22 protein-coding genes and 1 tRNA gene are annotated in these 22,753 nt (G+C 70.1%); 13 read left to right on the forward strand and 10 right to left on the reverse strand.

Features of this window, described 5'->3' with window-relative positions; translation table 11 throughout:
• Positions 1–38 precede the first annotated feature (38 nt).
• Positions 39–1,181 carry a P1 family peptidase gene (locus tag J2Z30_RS16850; protein ID WP_044571146.1) on the reverse strand — a complete coding sequence of 381 codons (1,143 nt, stop codon included), beginning with the start codon at positions 1,179–1,181 and terminating at the stop codon, positions 39–41.
• Between the two features lie 202 nt (positions 1,182–1,383).
• Between J2Z30_RS16850 and J2Z30_RS16855 the strand changes: the two genes are divergently transcribed.
• Entirely contained in the window at positions 1,384–1,926 is a 543-nt protein-coding gene (locus tag J2Z30_RS16855; RefSeq protein ID WP_308279943.1) for an AMP-binding protein, read from the forward strand.
• Positions 1,927–1,929: 3 nt separating this feature from the next.
• The gene (locus J2Z30_RS16860) at positions 1,930–2,118 is read left to right on the forward strand and encodes a hypothetical protein (RefSeq protein WP_044571143.1); all 189 of its coding nucleotides are present in this window, start codon (positions 1,930–1,932) and stop codon (positions 2,116–2,118) included.
• A gap of 7 nt (positions 2,119–2,125) precedes the next feature.
• Here J2Z30_RS16860 and mscL read toward each other — a convergent pair whose 3' ends face one another.
• From mscL to J2Z30_RS16885, 5 genes are all read right to left on the reverse strand, one after another.
• A complete protein-coding gene (mscL, locus tag J2Z30_RS16865) occupies positions 2,126–2,593 on the reverse strand; it encodes a large conductance mechanosensitive channel protein MscL (protein ID WP_107073523.1) in 468 nt (155 codons plus the stop codon).
• 132 nt (positions 2,594–2,725) lie between these two features.
• The gene (locus tag J2Z30_RS16870) at positions 2,726–3,397 is read right to left on the reverse strand and encodes an RcpC/CpaB family pilus assembly protein (RefSeq protein ID WP_044571138.1); all 672 of its coding nucleotides are present in this window, start codon (positions 3,395–3,397) and stop codon (positions 2,726–2,728) included.
• Between the two features lie 149 nt (positions 3,398–3,546).
• Positions 3,547–4,392 (reverse strand): S-methyl-5'-thioadenosine phosphorylase, encoded by an 846-nt coding sequence (locus J2Z30_RS16875; RefSeq protein ID WP_044571131.1) that lies wholly within the window; start codon positions 4,390–4,392, stop codon positions 3,547–3,549.
• Between the two features lie 99 nt (positions 4,393–4,491).
• Positions 4,492–4,854 carry an FmdB family zinc ribbon protein gene (locus tag J2Z30_RS16880; protein WP_044571129.1) on the reverse strand — a complete coding sequence of 121 codons (363 nt, stop codon included), beginning with the start codon at positions 4,852–4,854 and terminating at the stop codon, positions 4,492–4,494.
• A 134-nt stretch (positions 4,855–4,988) separates the two neighbouring features.
• The gene (locus tag J2Z30_RS16885) at positions 4,989–6,476 is read right to left on the reverse strand and encodes a potassium/proton antiporter (RefSeq protein ID WP_044571127.1); all 1,488 of its coding nucleotides are present in this window, start codon (positions 6,474–6,476) and stop codon (positions 4,989–4,991) included.
• A gap of 252 nt (positions 6,477–6,728) precedes the next feature.
• Between J2Z30_RS16885 and J2Z30_RS16890 the strand changes: the two genes are divergently transcribed.
• Positions 6,729–9,497: a penicillin acylase family protein gene (locus tag J2Z30_RS16890; RefSeq protein WP_044571125.1), complete on the forward strand. Its 2,769-nt coding sequence runs from the start codon at positions 6,729–6,731 to the stop codon at positions 9,495–9,497.
• A gap of 135 nt (positions 9,498–9,632) precedes the next feature.
• On the opposite strand, the gene J2Z30_RS16895 is transcribed toward J2Z30_RS16890, so the two are convergent.
• Complete coding sequence (locus J2Z30_RS16895) at positions 9,633–10,232, reverse strand: 5-formyltetrahydrofolate cyclo-ligase (RefSeq protein WP_044581529.1); 600 nt, start codon at positions 10,230–10,232, stop codon at positions 9,633–9,635.
• 85 nt (positions 10,233–10,317) lie between these two features.
• On the opposite strand from J2Z30_RS16895, the gene galU reads away from it, so the two are divergent.
• The 9 genes from galU (at position 10,318) to J2Z30_RS16940 (ending at position 18,525) form a co-directional block, all read left to right on the forward strand.
• A complete protein-coding gene (gene galU, locus J2Z30_RS16900; protein ID WP_044571122.1) occupies positions 10,318–11,220 on the forward strand; it encodes a UTP--glucose-1-phosphate uridylyltransferase GalU in 903 nt (300 codons plus the stop codon).
• A gap of 4 nt (positions 11,221–11,224) precedes the next feature.
• Entirely contained in the window at positions 11,225–12,544 is a 1,320-nt protein-coding gene (gene glp, locus J2Z30_RS16905; RefSeq protein WP_044571119.1) for a molybdotransferase-like divisome protein Glp, read from the forward strand.
• Between the two features lie 65 nt (positions 12,545–12,609).
• On the forward strand, positions 12,610–13,092 hold the full coding sequence (gene moaC / locus J2Z30_RS16910; protein ID WP_044571116.1) for a cyclic pyranopterin monophosphate synthase MoaC: 483 nt from the start codon (positions 12,610–12,612) through the stop codon (positions 13,090–13,092).
• Positions 13,089–13,649: a MogA/MoaB family molybdenum cofactor biosynthesis protein gene (locus tag J2Z30_RS16915; RefSeq protein ID WP_044571113.1), complete on the forward strand. Its 561-nt coding sequence runs from the start codon at positions 13,089–13,091 to the stop codon at positions 13,647–13,649. The genes moaC and J2Z30_RS16915 overlap by 4 nt, the downstream gene beginning before the upstream one ends.
• Positions 13,646–14,269, forward strand: a complete 624-nt coding sequence (locus tag J2Z30_RS16920) for a GNAT family N-acetyltransferase (RefSeq protein WP_044571110.1) — start codon at positions 13,646–13,648, stop codon at positions 14,267–14,269. The genes J2Z30_RS16915 and J2Z30_RS16920 overlap by 4 nt, the downstream gene beginning before the upstream one ends.
• A gap of 142 nt (positions 14,270–14,411) precedes the next feature.
• Positions 14,412–15,647, forward strand: coding sequence for a divisome protein SepX/GlpR (gene sepX / locus J2Z30_RS16925; protein ID WP_044581528.1), 1,236 nt, complete (start codon positions 14,412–14,414; stop codon positions 15,645–15,647).
• 75 nt (positions 15,648–15,722) lie between these two features.
• Positions 15,723–15,796: transfer RNA gene (locus J2Z30_RS16930), tRNA-Ala, on the forward strand.
• Between the two features lie 943 nt (positions 15,797–16,739).
• Positions 16,740–17,105 (forward strand): hypothetical protein, encoded by a 366-nt coding sequence (locus J2Z30_RS16935; protein WP_044571105.1) that lies wholly within the window; start codon positions 16,740–16,742, stop codon positions 17,103–17,105.
• Positions 17,106–17,217: 112 nt separating this feature from the next.
• A complete protein-coding gene (locus tag J2Z30_RS16940; protein WP_209468712.1) occupies positions 17,218–18,525 on the forward strand; it encodes a hypothetical protein in 1,308 nt (435 codons plus the stop codon).
• Between the two features lie 144 nt (positions 18,526–18,669).
• On the opposite strand, the gene J2Z30_RS16945 is transcribed toward J2Z30_RS16940, so the two are convergent.
• Both J2Z30_RS16945 and J2Z30_RS16950 read right to left on the reverse strand, forming a co-directional pair.
• Positions 18,670–19,953 (reverse strand): serine/threonine-protein kinase, encoded by a 1,284-nt coding sequence (locus J2Z30_RS16945; RefSeq protein WP_052701407.1) that lies wholly within the window; start codon positions 19,951–19,953, stop codon positions 18,670–18,672.
• A 113-nt stretch (positions 19,954–20,066) separates the two neighbouring features.
• Positions 20,067–20,564, reverse strand: a complete 498-nt coding sequence (locus tag J2Z30_RS16950; protein ID WP_044571100.1) for a Dps family protein — start codon at positions 20,562–20,564, stop codon at positions 20,067–20,069.
• 352 nt (positions 20,565–20,916) lie between these two features.
• On the opposite strand from J2Z30_RS16950, the gene J2Z30_RS16955 reads away from it, so the two are divergent.
• Positions 20,917–22,083, forward strand: a complete 1,167-nt coding sequence (locus J2Z30_RS16955) for a trypsin-like serine peptidase (protein ID WP_044571098.1) — start codon at positions 20,917–20,919, stop codon at positions 22,081–22,083.
• Positions 22,084–22,145: 62 nt separating this feature from the next.
• Here J2Z30_RS16955 and J2Z30_RS16960 read toward each other — a convergent pair whose 3' ends face one another.
• Positions 22,146–22,697 (reverse strand): GNAT family N-acetyltransferase, encoded by a 552-nt coding sequence (locus J2Z30_RS16960; protein WP_044571096.1) that lies wholly within the window; start codon positions 22,695–22,697, stop codon positions 22,146–22,148.
• Between the last annotated feature and the right edge of the window lie 56 nt (positions 22,698–22,753).

A 22,753-nucleotide genomic window follows, 5' to 3' on the forward strand; every position in this document is an offset into this window, starting at 1 on the left:
CTCCCGGCCGGATGCTTCCTTTCTCCGGCCCTCGAGGATCAGAGGCCGTAAAGATCCCGGTACGCGGGGAAGACACCGCCCGGACCGTCCACGGTCTCCGCCGCGAGCACCGCCTTGACCACCGCCCGGGTCAGCACATCCGCCCCGGCGGTCAGCACCTCGTTCAGCGCACCGCTCTCCCGGTGCACCCCGAACGCCGGATCGCCGGCGTCCTCGGGGTCGCCCTCCGGTATCAGCGGGCGCCCGCAGGTGGCCAGGGCGAAGACCGAGTCGCCGTCGGAGAGCAGATGCACCGGCCGGATGGCCCGCGCCAGACCGTCGTGTGCCGTCCCCGCGAGCTTCTGCGCCTGGGCCCGGGTGAGTACGGCGTCGGTGGCGACCACGGCCAGCGTGGTGTTCAGCGGAGGCCGCACCGAAGCGGCCTGCCGCCGCTCCGACTCGGCCCGCGCGGCGGCGAGCCGACGCATCGCCTCCACGTGCACGGCCGCACCGGGCCGGTGCGGCCCGCCCGCCTCCGACGACCCGTAGTGCTCCCCGTACAGCGCACCCGTACCGGGATCGACGACCGATCCCGCGGCGTTGACCACCACGAGCGCGGCCACCGTGACGCCGGATGGCAGCACCATGGAGGCCGAACCGGTGCCGCCCTTGAGCCCACCGGCCACCGCGCCTGTGCCCGCCCCCACATTGCCCCGCGCGACCGGGGCCCCCGTCTCCGAACCGGCCGCCGCCTCGATCGCCTCGCGCCCCAGCGCGGCGTCCGGGCGGGCCCGCCAGTCGCCGCCCCGGCCCAGGTCGAAGAGGGCGGCGGCCGGGACCACCGGAACGACCTGCGCCGGATCGGGGCCGACCCGGAAGCCCCGGCCATGGTCCTCCAGCCAGGAAGCCACCCCCGAGGCGCTGTCGAGTCCGAAGGCGCTGCCGCCGGTCAGTACGACGGCATCGACGCGCTGGACCAGATTGCGCGGATCGAGGGCATCGGTCTCCCGGGTGCCCGGCCCACCGCCGCGCACATCGACGGCGGCGACCGCACCGCCCTCGGGGGCCAGCACCACGGTTGTCCCGGTGAGCCGGCCGCCGCCGGACCGCTGGGCATGGCCCACCCGCAGTCCGCGGATATCCGTCAGGCCGTCGGCCGGACCGGTGGGAACTGATTCGGGGTTTGTCCGCTCGGCATCCATGGAAGCTATGCGTAGCACGGGAAGCCGTGGCATGGTCGAGTAGCGAGGCGCGAACCACCCCCGTATCCGCCCTTCCGCGATCGCCGCCGAAGCGCGCCGGACGGGATGAGGACCTCTCATATAGAGGGCGTTCATCAGACGTTGATGGCTTGGCAGCAATCTGAGCTGTATGCCGTTCGCCCCCGTCCGAAAGAAGACCGCCGTGCCCCGTACGTCTCGGACGGAGGAGCTCCCGACACCGGCCGCCGACCCTCGGCGGGCCGCCCGGGTGGCCCTCCGCTGGATCAGCGAGCCGGACTGCACCGAGGAGCTCACCCATGCCGAGCTGCTCGACCAGGCGGCCCGGACCGCCGCCGCGCTCACCCGGCTCGGCGTCCGCGCCGGGGACCGGGTGGCGGTCCATCTGCCGCTGGTGCCCGAGTCCGTGATCGCCACGCTCGCCTGCGGCCGGCTCGACGTCGTCCGGGCCAGCCTCCCCGTGGGGCTGCGCCCCCATGAGTTGCGCGACCGGATCAGGGAGGTTGGCGCCAAGGTCGTCATCACCGCGGACGCCGGGCAGCACGGCGGGGAGATACAGCCGCTCAAGCGCCATGTCGATCGGGCGCTGGCCGGCTGCCCCGAGGTGCGGTCCGTACTGGTGGTCCACCGGCTGGCCTGCCCGGTGTCCTGGAGGCCCGGCCGTGACCTGTGGTGGCACGACGAGCTCGGCCGATACACCGAGCCGCTACCCGGGCCGTACTCTTGAGGTATGAGCACCGCCCCTGCCCCTGGACCGCGCGATCCGGCCGCCGCGCTGATCTTCGACGATCCCTTCGTGCAGCGGTCATCGGACGATACGGACCACGGGTGGGGCGAGCGGGTTCCCGGCGGCGACAGTGCCGACGATGCCGCTGATCTGGCCCGGTTCCTCGACGAGAAGCCGCCCCACCACCTCTGACGGATTCCTAGGCGCTGGAGCCGCTGCCGCCACCGTCGCGGGCGGTGGCGCGCTGTGCCACCAGCTCGTCGCGGATCTCGCGCAGCAGAATGATCTCCTCGGCGTCCGCGACGGCCTGCTCCTCCTCCGCCTTCGCCTCCTTGGCGGCCTTCCGCGCCAGATAGCGTGACATCGGCAGCACCATCAGGAAGTACACCACCGCCGCGGTGATCAGGAAGGTCAGCACGGCGGAGAGCACGCTTCCCCAGAGGATCGGGATGCCGTGGACGATATCGCCCGTGGCGTTGGTCTCGCAGGGCGCCTTGAGACAGGAGCGGTACTTCTCCAGGTCCTTCGTGCCGAAGGCTCCGACTATGGGGTTGATGAGGCCCTTCACTATCGAGTTCACGACGGCGGTGAAGGCGGCTCCGATGACGACCGCGACGGCCAGATCGATCACATTGCCGCGCATCAGGAAGGCTTTGAACCCTTCCATGACGCTCTGCTTCTCCTCGGTCACCTTCTCCTGGCTCAACCCACTGCCTCTCTTTCGCCGCTTCGGTGCTTGAGCGGACGGTTCCGCAACCTACACCCGCAGGTGAGAGGGGCATCAGGGGAGTCGGGGGAGTCAGCAGCGGCATAGCGTCACCGCCAGTCGGGAGTCGGCAGCGGCCCCGGCCAGCGCGGTGGCGTCCGCTCGCGGCACTGTCAGCACCACCAGCGCCCCGCCGCCGATCGCCGCGCCGTCGAACGCGCCGCCGCCGTCCGGCGCCCCGTCGCCGCTCGCGTCCGCGTCCGGATCGGGCTCCGGTGCGCCGCCGTCGGCTCGGCCGTCCGTCGCGCGGGCGCTCGGCGCCCCCGGCACCTCGGCCACCCGGACCCCACGCGCGACCACCCGGGCCGTAGTGCCGGACGACCGGGCCCGTGCGGCGTCCGGAAGCGGTGTGGCCAGCACATCCACCCGGTCGCCGGGGTGCAGCAGCCGTACCGCCGCCGCGTCGGCGATCCGGACCGGCGCCGAGACCATCGCGGGGCGCGGGCCGCCCCGCCGTTCCTCACCCGCGGGCGCGGGCGCCCGGGAGGAGACCGCGTCCGTGTGCCCCCGGCCGGACGGTGCGGCGGCCGCGAGTGCGGCGGCCGTCAGCGCCAGCCCGGCCGCCATCGCGCGGCGGCGTCGCCGCACGGTCCGCCGCAGCCCGAATCCGCCGGTGCTTCCGGTGCGCACCGGATCGAAGCGGGGCACTGCGCGGGCCGGGGGAGCGGAGCGGGGTAACGCGAGGGTGGGGGACGGATGGGACATGGCACATCACCGCCTGCCGTGAGGGTCCGGGTGCTTCTGGCCCCCTCACCATGCCCGCCCCCGCCCGATCCCGCTCGGGCCTGTGGACGGCCACCGGGCTGTGGAAAACTCGGCCACCCGCGCGAGCGACACCCGCCCCCGCGCCGCGCCTATGGAAGCTCGATCCCCAGGTCCCAGCCGTCGTGGGCATGGGTGCACAGGCAGTCCCGGGCGGAGGTCTCCGGGAGCCTGCCCACCGCGTCGAAGAGCACCTCGCGCAGTCGGCCCACGTTCTCCCCGAAGACCTTCAGTACCTCGGTGTGGGTGACGCCCTCGCCGGTCTCGACTCCCGCGTCCAGGTCGGTGACCAGCGTCAACGACGTGTAGCAGAGACCCAGTTCACGGGCGAGCACCGCCTCCGGGTGGCCCGTCATGCCGACCACCGACCAGCCCTGCGCCGCATGCCAGCGCGATTCGGCGCGGGTGGAGAAGCGTGGTCCCTCGATCACGCACATCGTCCCGCCGTCCACCGGCTCCCAGCCGCGTCCGCGCGCCGCGTCCACGGCCGCCTTCCGGCCCACCGGGCAGTATGGGTCGGCGAATGTGGTGTGCACCACATTCGGGATCCGGCCGTCCGGCAGTTGCTCGCCGTCGAAGTAGGTCTGTGTGCGCCCCTTCGTGCGGTCCACCAGTTGGTCCGGGACGAGCAGCGTCCCAGGTCCGTACTCCGGCTGCAGCCCGCCGACCGCGCACGGGCCGAAGACCTGCCGTACCCCGAGCGAGCGCAGGGCCCAGAGGTTGGCGCGGTAGTTGATGCGGTGCGGCGGCAGATGATGCTTGCGGCCGTGCCGCGGGAGGAAGGCGACCCGTCGCCCCTCGATGTCGCCGAGGACGAGCGAGTCGCTCGGCGCTCCATAGGGAGTTTCCACGGTGATCTCGGTCACGTCGTCGAGGAACGTGTAGAACCCCGATCCCCCGATGACCCCTATGTCTGCTTGCCTGCTGGTCTCGACCATGTGATCACCCTAGCCATCCGCGCCCACGCGAACGACACCCCGCCGCTTCCCGGAGGAGGCGGCGGGGTGCCGATGAAGCCGAAGGATCAGGCGGCCGGATCAGGCGGCCGAACTCGACGTCGAGGACGACGAAGACGACGAGGATGTCGTCGACGACGAAGACGTCGAGGAGGGGGACGAGGAAGAGGAGTCCGAGGACGAGGAAGAAGACGACGAGGACGACGAGTCGGAGCTGTCGCTCTTCGCCGCCGGCTTGCTGGAGCTGCCGCTCGAGCTGCTGGAGGAGGAGCGGCTGTCGTTCCGGTAGAAGCCGGAGCCCTTGAACACGATGCCGACCGCCGAGAACACCTTCTTCAGGCGTCCCTTGCAGTTGGGGCACTCGGTGAGCGCGTCGTCGCTGAACTTCTGCACCGCCTCGAGGCCCTCGCCGCACTCGGTGCACTGGTACTGGTAGGTCGGCACGTTCTTCCTCCTGGCACTCTCACTCAATGAGTGCTAACGACGCTCCATAGTGCAGTATTCCCGCCCGTCAGTCCACTGGGACGAGACATACGGTGATCGAACACACCGCCTGAGGCGGCATCCGGCAGGCCCCCTCAACCCGCTCCCGTGCCCAGCCACCCCGCCAGTTTCCCGCCCCGGCCCACCGCCCGCAGCCGCCGCTCCGCCGCGTCGCGCACCGGGTCCGTGGCCACCACCAGCAGCTCGTCGCCGCGCCGCAGCATCGTGGAGGGCAGCGGTACGAAGCTGGTCTCGTCCCGGACCACCAGGGTGACCGCGGCCCCTGGGGGCAGCCGCAGCTCGCCGACCTCGACACCGTGCATCTTGGACGACTGGGGGATCGACACCGACAGCAGATGGCCGCGCAGCCGCTCCAGTGGCGCCGACTCGATGCCCAGGTCGGCCGGTTCGGGTTCCTCCAGCCGCAGCCGGGGTGCGAGCCAGGGCAGCGTCGGCCCCTGGACCAGGGTGTAGACGATCACCAGCACGAAGACGATGTTGAAGATCCGGCGGCTGTCGGGCACATCGCTGACGACCGGGATGGTCGCCAGCACGATCGGCACCGCCCCGCGCAGCCCGGCCCAGGACAGCAGCGCTTTCTCCCGCCAGGGCAGCCGGAACGGCGCCGTACTGACCAGGACCGACACCGGACGGGCCACCACGGTCAGCACCAGCCCCACCGCGAGGGCGGGCAGGATGTCATCGCCCAGTTCATGCGGGGTGACCAGCAGCCCCAGCAGGACGAACATCCCGATCTGGGCGAGCCAGCCCAGCCCCTCGGCGAAACCGCGCGTCGCCGGCCAGTGCGGCAGCCGTGCGTTGCCCATGATGAGCGAGGCGAGGTAGACGGCGAGGAAGCCGGACCCGTGCGCCAGCGAACCCTCCGCATAGGCGGTCACCGCGATGGCGATCACCGCGATCGGGTACAGACCCGAGGCGGGCAGCGCCACATGCCGCAGGCCGTAGGCGCCCAGCCAGCCGACCGCGATGCCGATCACCGCGCCGATCGCCAGCTCCAGGGCGATCGTGCCGATCAGTGAGTACCAGGACTCCATGGGGCCCTGGCTGGAGAAGGCGACCACCAGGATCACCACAGGGGCGTCGTTGAAGCCCGACTCGGCCTCCAGGACGCCCGTCAGCCGCTTGGGCAGCGGCACCGTGCGCAGCACCGAGAAGACCGCCGCCGCGTCCGTGGACGACACCACCGCGCCGATGATCAGCGCCTGCCGCCAGTCCAGTCCCACCACGTAGTGCCCTGCCGCCGCGGTGATCCCCACGCTCACCGCGACGCCCACGGTAGACAGGACGGCGGCCGCCGGCAGGGCGGGTTTGATCTCGCCCCACTTCGTGCCCAGACCGCCCTCGGCCAGGATGACGACCAGCGCGGCGTAGCCGAGGATCTGCGTCAGCTCGGCGTCGTTGAAGGTGACGCCGATCCCGTCCGTGCCGATGGCGACGCCGATGCCGAGATAGATCAGCAGCGTGGGCAGTCCACTGCGCGATGACACCCTTACGGCCGCCACCGCGAAGAGCAGGACGAGGGAGCAGATCAACAGCAGCTCATTGAGGTGGTGAACAGTCAGGGGCCGACCCTTTCTCGCGGGAGCGGAGGGAACGCTGCGAAGGGGTCCCCGCCGACCGGAACTTCATTGCCTTACCTAACATTTTACGGGATCTTGACGCGAGCCTCCCATGAGAAGGCTTCACCGAGGTGTACGAGCCCGGTCGGTGGCCGGTGCAGGGCGTCAGTCATGACTCCGCGTAGGGGCGGCGACAGCGCTGCGCCTATGGTTGCTCCAGCACTCCAGGTTCACCCTGCCCCTCGAAGGACAGCGATGCCCGCCAACACAACCGGCTCTTCTCCCAAAAAGAAGAAGAGCCGACGTCTCCGCCTGATCGTGATCGCAGTCGTGCTGCTGCTCGTCGGGGGCGTCGGCTACGGCGCGTACTGGAGCATCAGTACAGTTCGAGCCTCATTCCCGGAGACCACGGGGTCGCTGCAACTGAAGGGGCTGTCGGGCCCCGTGCAAGTCAAACGTGACGGCTACGGGATACCTCAGATCTACGCCGGCACCCCCGAGGACCTCTTCCGCGCCCAGGGGTTCGTCCAGGCCCAGGACCGCTTCTGGGAGATGGACGTCCGCCGCCATATGACCGCGGGCCGGCTCTCGGAGATGTTCGGTTCCGGCCAGGTGGAGACCGACGCGTTCCTGCGCACCATGGGCTGGCACCGGGTGGCCAAGCAGGAGTACGACACCAAGGTGTCGGCCGCCACCAAGAAGAATCTGCGGGCCTACTCCGACGGCGTCAACGCCTACCTCAAGGACCACCAGGGGGACGCGCTCTCCGTCGAGTACGCGGCCCTGGACTTCAAGAACGACGGCTACAAGCCCGAGAAGTGGACCCCGGTCGACTCGTTGGCATGGCTGAAGGCGATGGCCTGGGACCTGCGCGGCAACATGCAGGACGAGGTGGACCGCGCCCTGGCCTCCAACCGGCTCAGCGCCAAGCAGATAGACGAGCTCTACCCGTCCTACCCGTACGGCCGGAACAAGCCGATCGTCCAGGGCGGCGCCGTCGACGAGGTCACGGACGAGTTCGACCCCAAGGGCACCCCGGCCGGCTCCACGGGCGGCACGGGCGGCACCGGCTCGGTGGACGGAGGGGCCACCGGAGCCGCTCAGGGGCTGCAGACGCAGCTGTCCTCGCTCTCCAAGACCCTGGACGACGTCCCGGCGCTGCTGGGCCCGAACGGGACCGGTATCGGCTCCAACTCGTGGGTGGTCTCCGGCAAGTACACGACCACCGGCAAGCCGCTGCTCGCCAACGACCCGCACCTGGCGCCTCAGCTGCCGTCCGTCTGGTACCAGATGGGGCTGCACTGCAAGCAGGTCAGCAGCGCGTGTCCGTACGACACCGCGGGCTTCACCTTCGCGGGTCTGCCCGGTGTGGTCATAGGTCACAATCAGGACATCAGCTGGGGCATGACCAACCTCGGCGCCGACGTCAGCGACCTGTACCTGGAGAAGGTCACCTCCGACGGCTATCTCTACGACGGCAAGCAGGTTCCGTTCACCACCCGCGAGGAGACCATCAAGGTCGCGGGCGGCGCGAGCCGTAAGATCACCGTCCGCACCACCAACAACGGCCCGATCGTCTCCGACCGCGACGACGAGCTCGCCGGCGTCGGTAAGAGCGCCCCGGTGGGCACCGGCGCCGATGACGTGGCCCCCGACCGCGGCGACGGCTACGCGGTGGCGCTGAAGTGGACCGCGCTGACCCCGTCCAACACCATGGACTCGGTCTTCAAGCTCAACACCGCCAAGAACTTCAGCGACTTCCGCAAGGCGGCCCGCGACTTCGCGGTCCCCTCCCAGAACCTCATCTACGCCGACACCAAGGGCAACATCGGCTATCAGGCGCCCGGCCAGATCCCGGTGCGCTCCAAGGGTGACGGCCGCTACCCGGCGCCCGGCTGGGACTCGCGCTACAAGTGGAGCAAGTACATCCCGCAGTCGGCGCTGCCCTGGGAGTTCAACCCGGATCGCGGCTATATCGTCACCGCCAACCAGGCCGTCATAGACAAGAAGAACTACCCGTATCTGCTGACCGACGACTGGGGCTACGGCGCGCGGAGCCAGCGCATCACCGACCTCATCGAGTCGAAGGTCAAGGACGGCGGGAAGATCTCCACGGACGACATGCAGTCCCTGCAGATGGACAACAGCAGCGAGATCGCCAAGCTGCTGACGCCCTATCTGCTGAAGATCGACGTCAAGGACGACTACGTACGCGAGGCCCAGAAGCTGCTGGAGAGCTGGGACTACACCCAGGACTCGGACTCGGCGGCCGCCGCGTACTTCAACGCCGTCTGGCGCAACACCCTCAAGCTGGCCTTCGGCGACAAGCTCCCCAAGGAGCTGCGGGTCAAGGGGGAGTGCCTGCGGGTGCGCCCGGCCGACGACTCGGGCCCGCTGGAGGACCTGAACGGCAACGCCCGGCTGGTGCGCGAATGCGGTAAGCGCGACCCCGACATGGCCCAGCCCGACGGCGGTGACCGCTGGTACGAGGTCGTGCGCAAGATCATCAAGGACCCGAAGAACGACTGGTGGAAGACGGCCGGCACCCGCAACAAGCCCGGCGCCACCAACCGTGACGAGCTGCTGGGACAGGCCATGCGGGCCGCGCGCTCGGAGCTCACCGCCAAGCTGGGCAAGGACATCAACAGCTGGAGCTGGGGCCGGCTGCACCGGCTGACGCTGAAGAACCAGACCCTGGGCACCGACGGCCCCGGCGTGGTGCAGTGGCTCCTCAACCGGGGCCCGTGGAACCTCTCCGGCGGCGAGGCGGCGGTCAACGCCACCGGCTGGAACGCCGCGGGCGGCTACGACGTCACCTGGGTGCCCTCGATGCGGATGGTCGTCAACCTCGACAACCTCGACAAGTCGCGCTGGATCAACCTCACCGGCGCCTCCGGCCACGCCTACAACGCGCACTACACGGACCAGACCGAGAAGTGGGCGAAGGGCGAGCTGCTGCCCTGGGCGTTCAACAAGAGCGCCGTGGACAAGTCGACGGAGGACGAGCTGGCGCTCACCCCGTAGCGCCCCATGGAGCACCCAGGGCCCCGCACAGGGCCCCGAAGGGCCCGGTGGCCGTCTGAGGGGCGTTTCCGCCCCCGGTCGGTCCCGGGCCCGTTCGATCCTCGCGGCCCCGCCGACAGGCGCCTCCGGGCGCCTTCAGCGGGGCCGCGGCGTGAAGCGGTGGAGGTCCGACGGCGTCACCGCCGCGTGCACCGGACGGTCGTGGGCCTCCTCGGGCACCTCGTCCAGCAGTTCGCCGTCGTACAGCAGCACCACCAGCGCCGGATCGGCCCCCGCCGCCGCCAGCCGGGCCAGCACCCGGTCGTACGAGCCGCCGCCGCGGCCCAGCCGCATGCCGCGGCGGTCCACCGCGAGTCCGGGCAGCAGCACCACGTCCGCCCCGGTCACCGAATCGGGGCCGAGCCGCGGCCCCTCGGGCTCCAGCAGGCCGCGCCGGGCGGGCGCCAGCCGTCCGGGCCCCTCGTCCTCGCCCCAGTCGAGATCGTCGTCCTCGAGCAGCACCGGAAGCAGCACCCGGACCCCGCGGGCGCGCAGGGCCTCCCTCAGGGCGTGCGTGGCGGGCTCGCCGCCCACGGACACATAGGCCGCCACCGTGGCAGCCCCGGCGAGCTCGGGAAGCTCCAGGGCGCGACACGCCAGAGCGGCGCCGGCCGTCTCGATGTCATCCGCCGTCAACCTGGACCTCATCGTCAGGTGACGCCTCCGCAATGCGCGCTTACTAGCGTCGGTGTTGATCACTGGGTGCGCAATCTCCCTGTCTCATGCCATATTCACCGAATACTCATCATCTGCCCCAAAGGCACCGGATAGGGTTCGGTACATGACTCAATCGCGTACTCGGATCAGCAAGGCTGTCATCCCTGCCGCGGGACTCGGAACCCGCTTTCTTCCGGCCACCAAGGCCACCCCCAAGGAGATGCTGCCGGTCGTCGACAAGCCGGCGATCCAGTACGTCGTCGAGGAAGCAGTCACCGCCGGGCTGTCCGACGTTCTCATGGTCACCGGTCGTAACAAGCGACCCCTGGAAGACCACTTCGACCGCAATTACGAGCTCGAAGAGGCCCTGACCCGTAAGGGCGACGAGACCCGACTCGCCCGCGTCCAGGAGTCCAGCGACCTGGCGACCATGCACTACGTCCGCCAGGGAGACCCCAGGGGCCTCGGCCACGCCGTGCTCTGTGCCGCCCCGCACGTTGGTGACCAGCCCTTTGCCGTCCTCCTCGGCGACGACCTCATTGATGCCCGTGACCCGCTACTGGCCCGCATGGTCGACATCCAGGAGCGGCATGGCGGCAGCGTCATCGCCCTGATGGAGGTGGACCCGGCACAGATCCACCTCTATGGCTGCGCGGCCGTCAAGCCGACCGTGGAGGACGACGTCGTCCAGGTCACCGGCCTGATTGAGAAGCCCGACCCGGCGGACGCGCCCAGCAACTACGCCGTCATCGGCCGCTATGTGCTCGACCCGGCCGTCTTCGGGGTGCTGCGCGAGACCGAGCCGGGCCGCGGTGGCGAGATCCAGCTCACCGACGCCCTGCAGGCGCTAGCCTCCAGTCCGGACCTCGGCGGCCCGGTGCACGGCGTCGTATTCAAGGGACGCCGCTACGACACAGGCGACCGTGGCGACTATCTGCGTGCCATTGTCAGACTCGCGTGCGAACGTGAAGACCTGGGCCCGGAGTTCCGGGAATGGCTTCGCAGTTACGTCACCGAGGAGATGTAGCACCTTGAGCAGCACCGCAGAACGGGCCGCCGACCGCGGCCCGGACCAGGACCGGGTCTGGACGGTGGCCGAGCACCTCGACGACATCCTCGGGCACGTCCATCCGCTGGAGCCGATCGAGCTGCAGTTGCTCGAGGCGCAGGGCTGTGTCCTGGTGGAGGACGTCACCGTCCCCGGCGCGCTTCCGCCGTTCGACAACAGCTCCATGGACGGCTACGCCGTCCGTACGGCTGACGTCGCGGCCGCGACCGAGGACCATCCCGCGGTGCTGACCGTCATCGGCGACATCGCGGCGGGCAGCGGTGACCTGCCCGCCGTGGGTCCGGGCGAGGCGGCCCGGATCATGACCGGTGCCCCGGTCCCGCCCGGCGGCCAGGCCATCGTCCCCGTCGAGTGGACCGACGGCGGCCTCGACAGCGGACCGGTCACCCATATGCCCGCGCGGGGCTCGGACCCCCACGGCGGCAGCGGCAGGGTGCGCGTCTTCCGCCCGGCACGGGAGGGCCAGCACGTGCGCACCCGGGGCAGCGACGCGGACGCGGGCGAGCTCGCGCTGCGCGCCGGCACGGTCCTGGGCGCCTCGCAGCTCGGGCTGCTGGCCGCGCTCGGCCGCGCCACCGTGATGGTGCGGCCCCGGCCGCGGGTGGTGGTGCTCTCCACCGGCAGCGAGCTGGTCCAGCCCGGTGAGGAGGCGGGCCCCGGCCGGATCCACGACTCCAACAGCTTCCAGCTCACGGCCGCCGCCCGGGAGGCCGGCGCGATCGCCTACCGGGTGGGCGCGGTGGCCGACGACGCCGCCACGCTGCGCGCCGCCGTCGAGGACCAGCTGGTCCGCGCCGACATCGTCGTCACCAGCGGCGGCGTCAGCGTCGGCGCCTACGACGTGGTCAAGGAGGCGATGCACGAGGTGCACTTCCGCAAGCTGGCCATGCAGCCCGGCAAGCCCCAGGGCTTCGGCCGCGTCGGCCCGGAGAACACCCCGCTGATGGCCCTGCCCGGCAACCCGGTGAGCTCGTACGTCTCCTTCGAGCTCTTCGTGCGCCCCGTCATCCGCACCATGCTGGGCAGCGCCGACGTCCACCGCACCACCGTCCAGGCGGTCTGCCCCGAGGGCGTCGCCTCCTCGCCGAAAGACAGGCGCCAGTTCCTGCGCGGCTGGTACGAACCGGCCACGCTCGACGGCCCGGCCACCGTCAGCCCGGTGGGCGGCGCGGGATCGCACCTGATCAAGGCCATGGCGCACGCCAACGCGCTGATCGTCGTCCCCGAGGACGTCACCCAGGTCGCCCCCGGCGCCGAGGTGGACGTCGTCCTGCTGGCCTAGCCGCGGACCGCGGCGGGTACGGTGTCGTCCCACACAGGAGCCACCTGGCCCGGACCGGGAGAACGATGAGCAGCGCCCAGGACCATCTCACCCACCTTGACCCGTCGGGCGCCGCCCGCATGGTCGACGTCTCGGCCAAGGACGTCACCGCGCGCACCGCTCGGGCGAGCGGCCGCGTGCGCGTCGCGCCGCGCGTCGTGGAACTGCTGCGCGGCGAGGGCCTCCCCAAGGGCGACGCCCTCGCCACGGCCCGGATCGCGGGCATCATGGGCGCCAAGCGGACCCCGGATCTGATCCCGCTGTGCCATCCGCTCGCGGTGTCGGGCGTCACGGTGGACCTCGCGGTCGCCGACGACGCCGTCGAGATCACCGCCACCGTGAAGACCACGGACCGTACGGGCGTGGAGATGGAGGCCCTGACGGCGGTCTCGGTCGCCGCCCTGACGGTGATCGACATGGTCAAGGCCGTCGACAAGGGAGCCGTCATCACCGACGTCCGGGTGGAGGAGAAGACCGGCGGCAAGTCCGGCGACTGGAACCGGGCATGAGCGGCTCAGCGGCGTCGCGCCGCGCCCTGGTCGTCACCGCCTCCAACCGCGCCGCCGCCGGGGTCTACGCCGACACCGGGGGCCCGCTGATCGCCGAGGGGCTGGCCGGGCTCGGCTTCGCCGTGGACGGTCCGCGCGTGGTGCCCGACGGCGATCCGGTGGAGGCCGCCCTGCGGGACGCCGTGACGGCCTCGTACGACGTCGTGGTGACCACCGGCGGCACCGGCCTCACCCCCACCGACCGCACCCCGGAGGCCACCCGCCGGGTTCTGGACTACGAGATCCCGGGGATCGCGGAGGCCATCCGCGCGGAGGGGCTCGCCAAGGTGCCCACCGCCGCGCTCTCCAGGGGGCTGGCCGGGGTCGCCGGCACGACCCTGGTCGTCAACCTGCCCGGCTCCACCGGAGGGGTGCGTGACGGCCTTAAGGTGCTCGGCCGTCTCCTGGTCCACGCGGTCGACCAGATCCACGGCGGCGACCATCGCAGACCCGCCGATTCCGCCGCCCCCACCGATGATCCCGCCGATCCCGCGGGGCAGGCCGGGAGCGCGCGCTGAACGCCCCCTGGCCGGTCGTGCTGGCGGACGGCGACACCGTCCTCCGCCCCATAAAGCTGCGCGACCAGCGCGCCTGGCGCGAGGTCAACCAGCGCAACCGGGAGTGGCTGCGGCGCTGGGAGGCGACCATCCCGCCGCCCCCGCCGGGCGGCCCCGTCACCCACCGGCCCACCTACCGGCAGATGGTCCGCCATCTGCGGGCGGAGGCGCACGCGGGGCGGATGCTGCCGTTCATCATCGAGTACCAGGGGCGGCTGGCCGGGCAGTTGACGGTCGCCGGGATCACCTGGGGATCGATGTGCTCGGGCCATGTCGGCTATTGGGTCGACCAGGCGGTGGCCGGGCGCGGAGTGATGCCGACGTCGGTCGCGCTCGCCGTCGACCACTGCTTCCGCGCCGTCGGACTGCACCGCGTCGAGGTGTGTATCCGGCCCGAGAACCTGCCCAGCCGCCGGGTGGTGGAGAAACTCGGATTCCGCCAGGAAGGGCTGCGGCCGCGCTATCTGCACATCGACGGGGCATGGCGCGACCACCTGGTCTACGCGCTCACGGCGGAGGAACTGTCCGAGGGGCTGCTGAACCGGTGGCACCGGACCCGACCAGGAGCATCGCAGAAATGAAATACCTGTTCGAATAATGGGAGAACATTTCCAACCTGGTCATCCCAACAATCACAAAAAACTTTCGAGATATCAGCCAGATCGTGCGACACACCGCGCCAATTGGCAGATGGCCTCATGCGGACCCCTCTACCGTGTGAGCGTGAGCAGCAGTGGCCTCATCTACGCAGTCATCGTCGGGGCCTGGGCCGCCTATTTGGTGCCGATGTGGCTTCGTAGGCAGGACGAGCTCAATGAGGCCCGTCCGACGGAACGCTTCAGCACCGCCATCCGGCTGCTGTCCGGACGGGCGGGCATGGAGCGTCGTTACGCCAAGAGCCGTGTGGACCTCGAGCGCCCAGGGGACCCGGCCGACGACCCCGCCGAGCGCACCGCCGAGGACGCGGACGCCCCCGCCACGGGTGGCGCCCCCGCCGAGCCGGGGCGCTACGCGGCCGACCCGGAAGCGGTGACCGACGCGGTCGACGTCCGGGCCTTCGCCGATCCCGTAACCCTGCGTGCCCCCGCCCCCATGGGCGCCGACGCCCCCGTCGAGGGCGCGTCGGCGCCGCCGGCCGGGGGCGCGAGCGGTGCGCGGGGCGGGGGCGCCGGAGGTGCGAGCGGTGCGCGGGGCGCGGGCGCTGGGGGCGCGAGCGGTGCACGCGGGGCAGGCGGCGGAGGCTGGAGCGCGCTGGACCGTGGACGGCGCGCCCGAGTGCTCGCGCGCCGCCGCCGCACCACCGTGATCCTCTTCGTCGCCTTCACCCTCGGCGCGATCGTCGCGGCCGTCGGGGGCCTCGCCTTCCTGTGGGTCCCGGGCATCCCGGCCATACTGCTCAGCGCCTATATCGCCTACCTCCGCGCCCAGGAGCGCCGGCGCTTCGCCTTCACCATGGACCAGCGCCACGCCGAGCAGGCCGCGCAGCGGCTGCGTGAGCGCCGTCCGCGGGCCCATCCGCCCGCCGAGGGGCCCTCCGCCGAGGACCGCCCCGCCGACCCTCCCGCCGAGGCCGAGCCCGCCCCCGCAAAGGCGCCCTCGCCGCACGCGGCCGGGCGCCGCGCGCTGGTCGAGCAGACCGATCACGCCGAGTGGGTGGACCAGGAGCGCGAGCGCGAGCGGGGCCCAGCCGCCGGTGAGGGCTGGGAGCCGGTGCCCGTCCCGCTGCCCACCTACGTCACCGCCCCGGTCGCCCCGCGCGCCACCGGCAACGTCGACCTGGCCGCCCCCGACGCCTGGAGCTCGGCCCGCTCCAGCACCGTCGACCCCGCCTCCGCCCATGACCCGGCCCCGGCCCCGGACCCGGTCGCCGCCCCACCCCGCGGCACCCGCGACCGCGGCCGCACCCCCCTCTTCGACCAGTACGCCGACGAGGACCGGCCGCGTGCTGCCAACGAGTGACGGCCCCTTCACTGACCAGCGAGGAACGGATTACCAAGCACCCCGGAGGGGATGCTAGAGTTTCACTCGTTGCAAGGGCCTGTGGCGCAGACTGGTAGCGCACCTCGTTCGCATCGAGGGGGTCAGGGGTTCAAATCCCCTCAGGTCCACCGCACGACTGTTCTTGAGTTAGTTCTGGAATGGTTCACGAGGTCCCGTCTGATCTGATTGATCGGACGGGATCTTGGCGTTTCCGGGGTCTTTTCGAGGTGCTGTCCGAACGTGGGCGGGTGCTGGGGTGGAAGCTCGGCCGACGTTGGTGTGGGGTTCGGGGGTGGTTTCGGTGCAGAATACGCGCTGGGGCTGCTGTTGGGCGTGCGAGGGCCGGCGTTGTGGTGCCGGGGGGTCAGGTGTGTGCGACGGCTGTGGTTGGGGCGGCCGGGCCGGTAGGCGTCCTGCCAGGCGGGGTGGAGGTAGTGCCGGTCCTGGCGGAATTTGTCGATCTTGCCGAGGTCGCCTGGGCGGACGGTGATGGTGGGCTTCTGGCAGATCCTTGGCAGTTCGTTCTTGGGCAGGACCGCAGACGTTCTGCCTGAGGGACGGGGATGGTGGGTTTGGCCGCGGTGTGTGCGGCGGTGGCCCTTCGGTTGGTGAGGTCCACCACCGTGGGCCGCGGTGGGGGAATGTGGTGGGCTTGGCTGAAGCGGGGGCAGACCACCGATGGCGAGGGGCCTGCGGCTGGGCATTGCAGCCGGATCATGGCCTGTGCGTCTGCGGACTGCTTGAGGCGGAGGAAGTACGGCTCGCGGGCGGCGATGAGCTTCGTGAGCTGCTGGTCGTCGTCGATCTCGCGCACGGCTTTGTCGTCGAGGCCGGTGGTGGCGTGTGCGAGAGCTGTGGGCATTGCAGGGCAGGCCGGAGAGCCGTCGATGAGGAGGGCGCCTTGATGGGTGCCCTGGACGCCGCGGTGTTCTTGTTTGTAGTCGAGAACGAGTTGGTAGCCCAGGCGGCGGGCGGGCTGGGCGAAGTGCGGGCTGGTCTGGTCGGTGTAGGCGCGATCGGAGGCCAGGATCCCGGTCGGGAAGCCGAAAGGGGTGAGGGCGGTGAGGGGGCATGGATGGCGTTGGGACCGATCCGCTTGCCGGGAGTGTCCAGGACGAGGCCGAGAGCGAGTTGCGGATGTCGGCTGACGCGCTCACCCGTTTGCGGGTGCCCGGTGGGGTGTCGGCGGCTGGCGGCGACGAGCGAGGTGGCGCTGTGCCCGAAAATGCCTTCTTCCGCGCCCCTGCAGTAGTGCCAGCCGGCGGTGAGTTCCACGGAGGCGAGTTGACGTCGTCCGCTGGGCGGATGGTGCCGGGCGGGGACCGGGGTGGTATCAACGCCGATATCGCCTCGCCAGCCTTTGAACAGGTCACGGCGATGGGCGAGACGCACGATGACCAGCACCAGACGGTCGCTGATCTCCTGCAACCGCAGTGATGCGGCCGTTACGCTCAGTTGATAGCCTGCCCCGGATCCGATCAACGTCGCAGGGGGACGGCATGAACGGTGCCCCTCCCGGTCTTGTAGGGGGCAGTACACCTTGAGGTCCGTGAAGGTCGCGTCCGCTGTTCTGCTGGCTTGTGCTCTCACAGCGTGTAGCAGCGGCTCCGGCGAGGAGGCGAAGAACTCCAAGCACGGCACTGGCGATGACCAGCCGGGCAAGAAAGTCGTACGGATCAATGTGCCCTCGGCGTACGACAACGCCAGAGGCTGGCAGGAACCAGTCGCCGCTGGTGGCCTGGATGGCGCAGTGCCGCTGGCCTCCGCCCCCCGCAGCGGCCTTGTGACCTACCTCGACAGCACTGGCACGGGATATGTACTCAAGGCCCGGGAGGCGGAGACCGGCAAGCTCCGCTGGCGCAGCAGGCCGTGGAAGCCACCGGTGCCGGAGGAAGGTGATACGGAGACCGGGGAGGCCGAGCCGCCGAAACTCGCCGTGATCACCAGTGAAGGTGCTGAGTACGTGGTGGCCTACGCCTACGGGGAGAAGCAGAAGGACGAGCTGAGCCCCAAGCGCGAGGTCGTCGAGGTCGTCTCCTACCGCGCCAATGCCTCGGGCCAGAACGTAGCCCCGCTGAAGACCGCCGATGTCCCGGTCGTAGGGGAGCCGGAACACATCAACGCCGACGGATCCGGCGTAGTGATTGATGAGACCACCAGCGTTGAAACCGTCAACATCGTCACCGGACGGATCAGAACCTACGAGTCCTGCGATCTGTGTGAAGACGAGGGCGACGCCTTCGCAACCGTTGACCAGGGCATAGTCACCAGCTCTCCTGCCACCGGCTACCAAGTCCTCGGCGCGTGGAAGGGGGCTGACACCGTCCCGGCCGAGTACCGGGACTGGAACGCCAACGCGATCGCTGTCACCGAAAACTACGTCATCGGCACCTGGCGGAACCTCAACGACGATGACGACTCACGATGGGTCCTCCACGATGCCCGCTCGGGCAAAGTGCTCGTCACCATGCAGTGCTATCCCCCCGAAGGCACGGGGAACGCCAACCCCAAGCTCTACACCCCATCCGTCTCCGCAAGCGGCCGTTACCTCGTCGCCGGCACGGGCGCATTCGATCTCAAACGCAAGAAGGGGTACTGCTTCGAGGGCACAGACGAGCGCAATCCCATCGAGCTGACCACAGTCGATGACAACGGCATCGCCTACGGGGCATCCGTCCCCGCGGACCCCAGCGACCCGAGCCCCCAAGTGCAGGTGCCACTGAGCACGGGGACACCCAAGACTGTCGCTTCCGGCGCCATCATCCCAGCCGCAGATGCCGCGGGGTACGGCTTCTTCACCGCTCCGACAGGCAGCGGGAAACTCGCCCTCGGGCTCATCGCCTACCCCCACCGCTGAACTTCACGTCTCTCCGCTCGGTCACAGCAACCGCATCCGACCCGGGAAACGATCACTCAGCCTTCGGGAAGTGATCTCTGAGAGCCTCATTCGACGGTCTTGCTTACCTCCACGGTTGCCGCGATCTCGCTGTGGCGCGGGCCTCTACAAATAGCCGTCGCCGCCCGGCGGGTCGGCGGGTGGATTGGGATCGGCCCGTGGCTCGGGTGGGCGATGTTCGCGGCGTGCGAGATACCAGGCCGCGCCGCCGGCAAGCAGCGCTCCCACGCCGCTGAACAACGTGCCCAGAGCCGTGATCAAGGTCGCCGCGTCATTCGATCCGAAAGCCTGGGAATCGCCCCCGGTGGATTCCTCATCCGACGGCGGAACATAAACTCCGCAAATCACCGCCATCAACAGGAGCGCCGTGCACAGCAGCACGCCGCTCACGACCCGGAGCCTGTGTGGACGGCACACCGCGTCCCGCACAACCCGCCCCCGGGACCGCCGTCCCTCGGGAGCCGTTTCCGGGATCGTGGTGGGCGCCGGGAAGGAGGCCTGAAAGAAGGGGTCCTGGATCAAAGTCTCCCGGGAGATTCTGACTCGTTCCTCGAGCGCGACGCCCGACTCGGCTCCTCCGTGCGCAGCAGCCCCCTCCCGCAGGCACTTCTGAGCTTCGACGGCTTCTGGCCGGTCGCGGAAGTCAGCTTGGAGCAACGCCACGAGCACATCACGCAGCGGCCCGACGTCAGCCTCCGCGCGGACGGCATCTCCTCGGCTGCCCTGGGCGGTCCCAGCCGCTCGAACCGCACCTGTCGCCGAGCCCACCTCACTGTCACACGGTGACCGACCCACCACCAGCGCGTAGATGGTGGCTCCCAGAGAGAAGACATCGGAAGCCGGTTCCGGATGGAACCCGCGAAGTACCTCCGGTGCGGCGAAGCGCGAGTGGCAGATCACCACGTCGGCGTCAATCGTGTCCTTCAGTCCACTGATCTGCCGCACCACATCGAGACCGGTGAGCTTGACCGTCCCGTCGTCGGCGATGCCGATGCTGTCCGGCGTGACATCACCGTAGACATGCCCCTCCACGTGCAGAGCAGCCAGCGCACCAGCGATCTGCGCACCGACTTCAGCCGCCTCCGCGAGGGGTATCGGCGGTTTCCCGGCCATGCTCTCCGGCAGATGCTCCGACACCCACCAGAACTCGTTCCCGCCACGGCACGGCACGATGTCGTACACGGCAGCCAAGTTGGGATGGCTGACCTTGCCGAGAATGCCTGCCTCGTTCCGTGCTCTTTCGGCGTGCCCGTACCACACCCGCGACCGGACCTGCTTCAGCGCCACCTTACGGTCGAGCCGGGTGTCATACGCCGACCAGACCTCGCCGCGTGCTCCGGCGAACGGCCCGTCCCGCAGCAGATAACGACCGCCGATGACGCTGCCCACCCCACGGTTCCTCACACTCGTACATCATGCCGTGCGGATCGAATCTATCCATCTTTCCCTGGACATGCGCCGATACAGCTGCTTTCTGGTGTCCGATGCCCGTGCGGTGGCGATCAGGCGGAGCGGTTTTCCGCGCTGACCATCCAGGCGTGTTTCTCCAGGGAGTCGATGATCGCGTGCAGCAGGTCGGCCGTGGAGGGGTCCTCGCCGTCGACCTGGTCGTGGAGGGTGCGGAGGGTGTCGACGGTGGCGCGCAGGCGGGCGGTGATGAGGTCGACGACGGCGCTTACGCTCGCCTCGCCCGCCGGGAACGCGGGGAGTGTGGTGGTCGCTGCCACGGTCTCGGAGCGGCCGTCAGGGACGGCGGCCAGGGCGCGCATGCGTTCGGCGATGGTGTCGGCCGACTCGCGGGCGTCGTCCACGATCTGATCCAGTTGAAGGTGCAGGTCCCGGAAGTTGTGGCCGACCACGTTCCAGTGGGCCTGCTTGCCCTGGAGATGCAGTTCGACGAGGTCCACCACGATCTGCTGCAACGCTTGGGCGAGCTGCGGTGAGGCCGTGAATCCAGCGACATCGCTCTCCGAACGTCGGGAACCCCCAGAAGCGGCCATGGCGTGTCTCCTTCGAAAGCGCCGCGGAGCAGACCCCTGACACAGGAGGCCCGTGTTCGTATGCGGTCAAGCCTTAAGCAGGTCTTCGCGCGTCGCCACCGGGCTTGATCCGCTCGGGTGGACGTCCGGTCGCCGGGGCGGGGCAGCGATGTCATGGAAGCGATGTCATGGAATCGTGCTCACCGCGTTGGTGTTTGGTGCGAGCCGGGGGACGGGTGATGGCGCAGGCCAGGGGCGCGGGCATAGTAGGTGCCCGGTCCTGTGGCTCCATGGCGTGAAAGCGCCGTAGGGCAGAGGGCGGCATAGCACATCACAGCGCAACAACTGCACCACAACAGGGGGATAAGGCTCCATGCCACTCATACGCCGTTCCACCGTGGCGGCCGCGGCCATGACCGCGCTGCTGGTGGTCTCCGCTTCGGCCTGCGGGCCCGGTGACGACGAGGCGGCTTCCTCGTCGGACTCCTCGGCCGCGTCCACCGGGCAGCAGGCCAAGGACGGGATCGAGCTGCCCGATGGCGTCCCGACGAGTCTGGACGACCTGAAGAAGTGGAAGGAGGGCGGCTGGAAGGACTGGGACAAGTGGGCCCGCAAGGCATCGGAATTCGCCAATCCGATCATCAAGAACTTCTGGCAGCCGTCCAGGATGGCCAAGGCGAAGGACTCGTCGCACACCGTCTCCACGCAGAGCGCCGGCCAGGACCAGGCGGCCACCGACCCCGAGCCGCCCGCCGTGCCGGCCAAGCAGGTCTCGCGGCCGTACCACCAGAACATGGCGCCGGTCGGGAAGGTGTTCTTCGACAGCCCCGAGGGGCCGATGGTGTGCTCCGGGACGGTCATCGACGACCCGGCCCACCCGGGGAAGTCCAACCTGGTGTGGACCGCGGGCCACTGTGTGCACTCGGGCAAGCAGGGCGGCTGGATGCGCAACATCGTGTTCGTGCCCTCGTACAACGACAACGGACTTCCGGCCGAGCAGACCCAGTCGGCGGCGCAGAACGAGGTCAGCCCCTACGGCGTGTGGTGGGCGGACTGGTCGCAGACCTCGTCCGAGTGGATCGCGAACGGCGGTAAGACCGGCGGGGTGGGGTCGGCGTACGACTTCGCGGTGCTGCATCTGAAGCCCGAGGGCGGCGGCGGCAAGTCACTGCAGGAGACGGTCGGGGCCTCGGTGCCGGTGTGGTTCGGGGCGCCGTCGGCGGACCGGGTGAGCTCGATCGGCGCGTACGGCTATCCGCAGGCCCCGCCGTACGACGGGGCGAAGATGTTCAACTGCACCAGCAGGCCGGGCCGGCTGTCGTTCTCGCCCACCTCGCCGACGATGTACCGGATCGGCTGCTCGATGACGGGCGGTACCTCGGGCGGTGGCTGGTTCGTCAACCACGGCGGTAAGACGGTGCTGGTGTCCAACAGTTCGATCGGCTCGTACGGACACACCTGGCTCGCCGGGCCGCATCTGGGGGCCGAGGCCAAGGGCGTGTTCGAGGCCATCAGCAAGAAGTTCGCCGGTCAGGGCTGACCGGGGCACAGAGGTGCGACAGGCGTCAATGGGCCCGCTCCACGTTCGGAGCGGGCCCATCGTCATGGGCTTGCGGGTGCGCCCGTGAGCCCATCCGTCGTGGCCGTCGTGGCCGTCGTGGCCGTGGCGTCCGTGGCGTCCGTAAGGAGCTTGGCGTAGCAGCGGCTGGTCTCCTCGAAGCGGTAGAACCCGAACTTGGTCACCGGTGCGTAGCCGGACGAGGTGTACAGCGCGATGGCCTCGGGCTGCTCGGTGCCGGTCTCCAGGACCATCCGCACCCGCCCCGCCTCCCGCGCGCTGTCCTCCAGCGCCGCCAGGATCCGCCGGGCCAGCCCCCGCCCGCGCGCCGCGCGTACCACGAACATCCGCTTGATCTCGGCGTCCCCGTCCTCGTAGCCCTCGTCGCTCCGCTCCTGGCTGCGCCAGCCGCCGCTCGCGACCGGGGTGCCGTCCGTGTCGTACACGATGAGATAAAGGCCGTGCGGAGGGTCGAAGTGGGCCGCGTCCATATGCGTCAGATCGCCGTCGCCGTAGCGCTCGGCGTACTCCACCTGCACTTCCTCGTCGAGTTTGCGGGCGTCAGGGTGATCGTAGCGAATGACTCGAACGTCCATGCGATGGATCGTACTTCTATGCGGGGGGAGGGGCCGTTGTTTTTGTCGCGTATCGT

Source organism: Streptomyces iranensis, from assembly GCF_017874715.1.
GTDB classification, from domain to species: Bacteria; Actinomycetota; Actinomycetes; order Streptomycetales; family Streptomycetaceae; genus Streptomyces; species Streptomyces iranensis.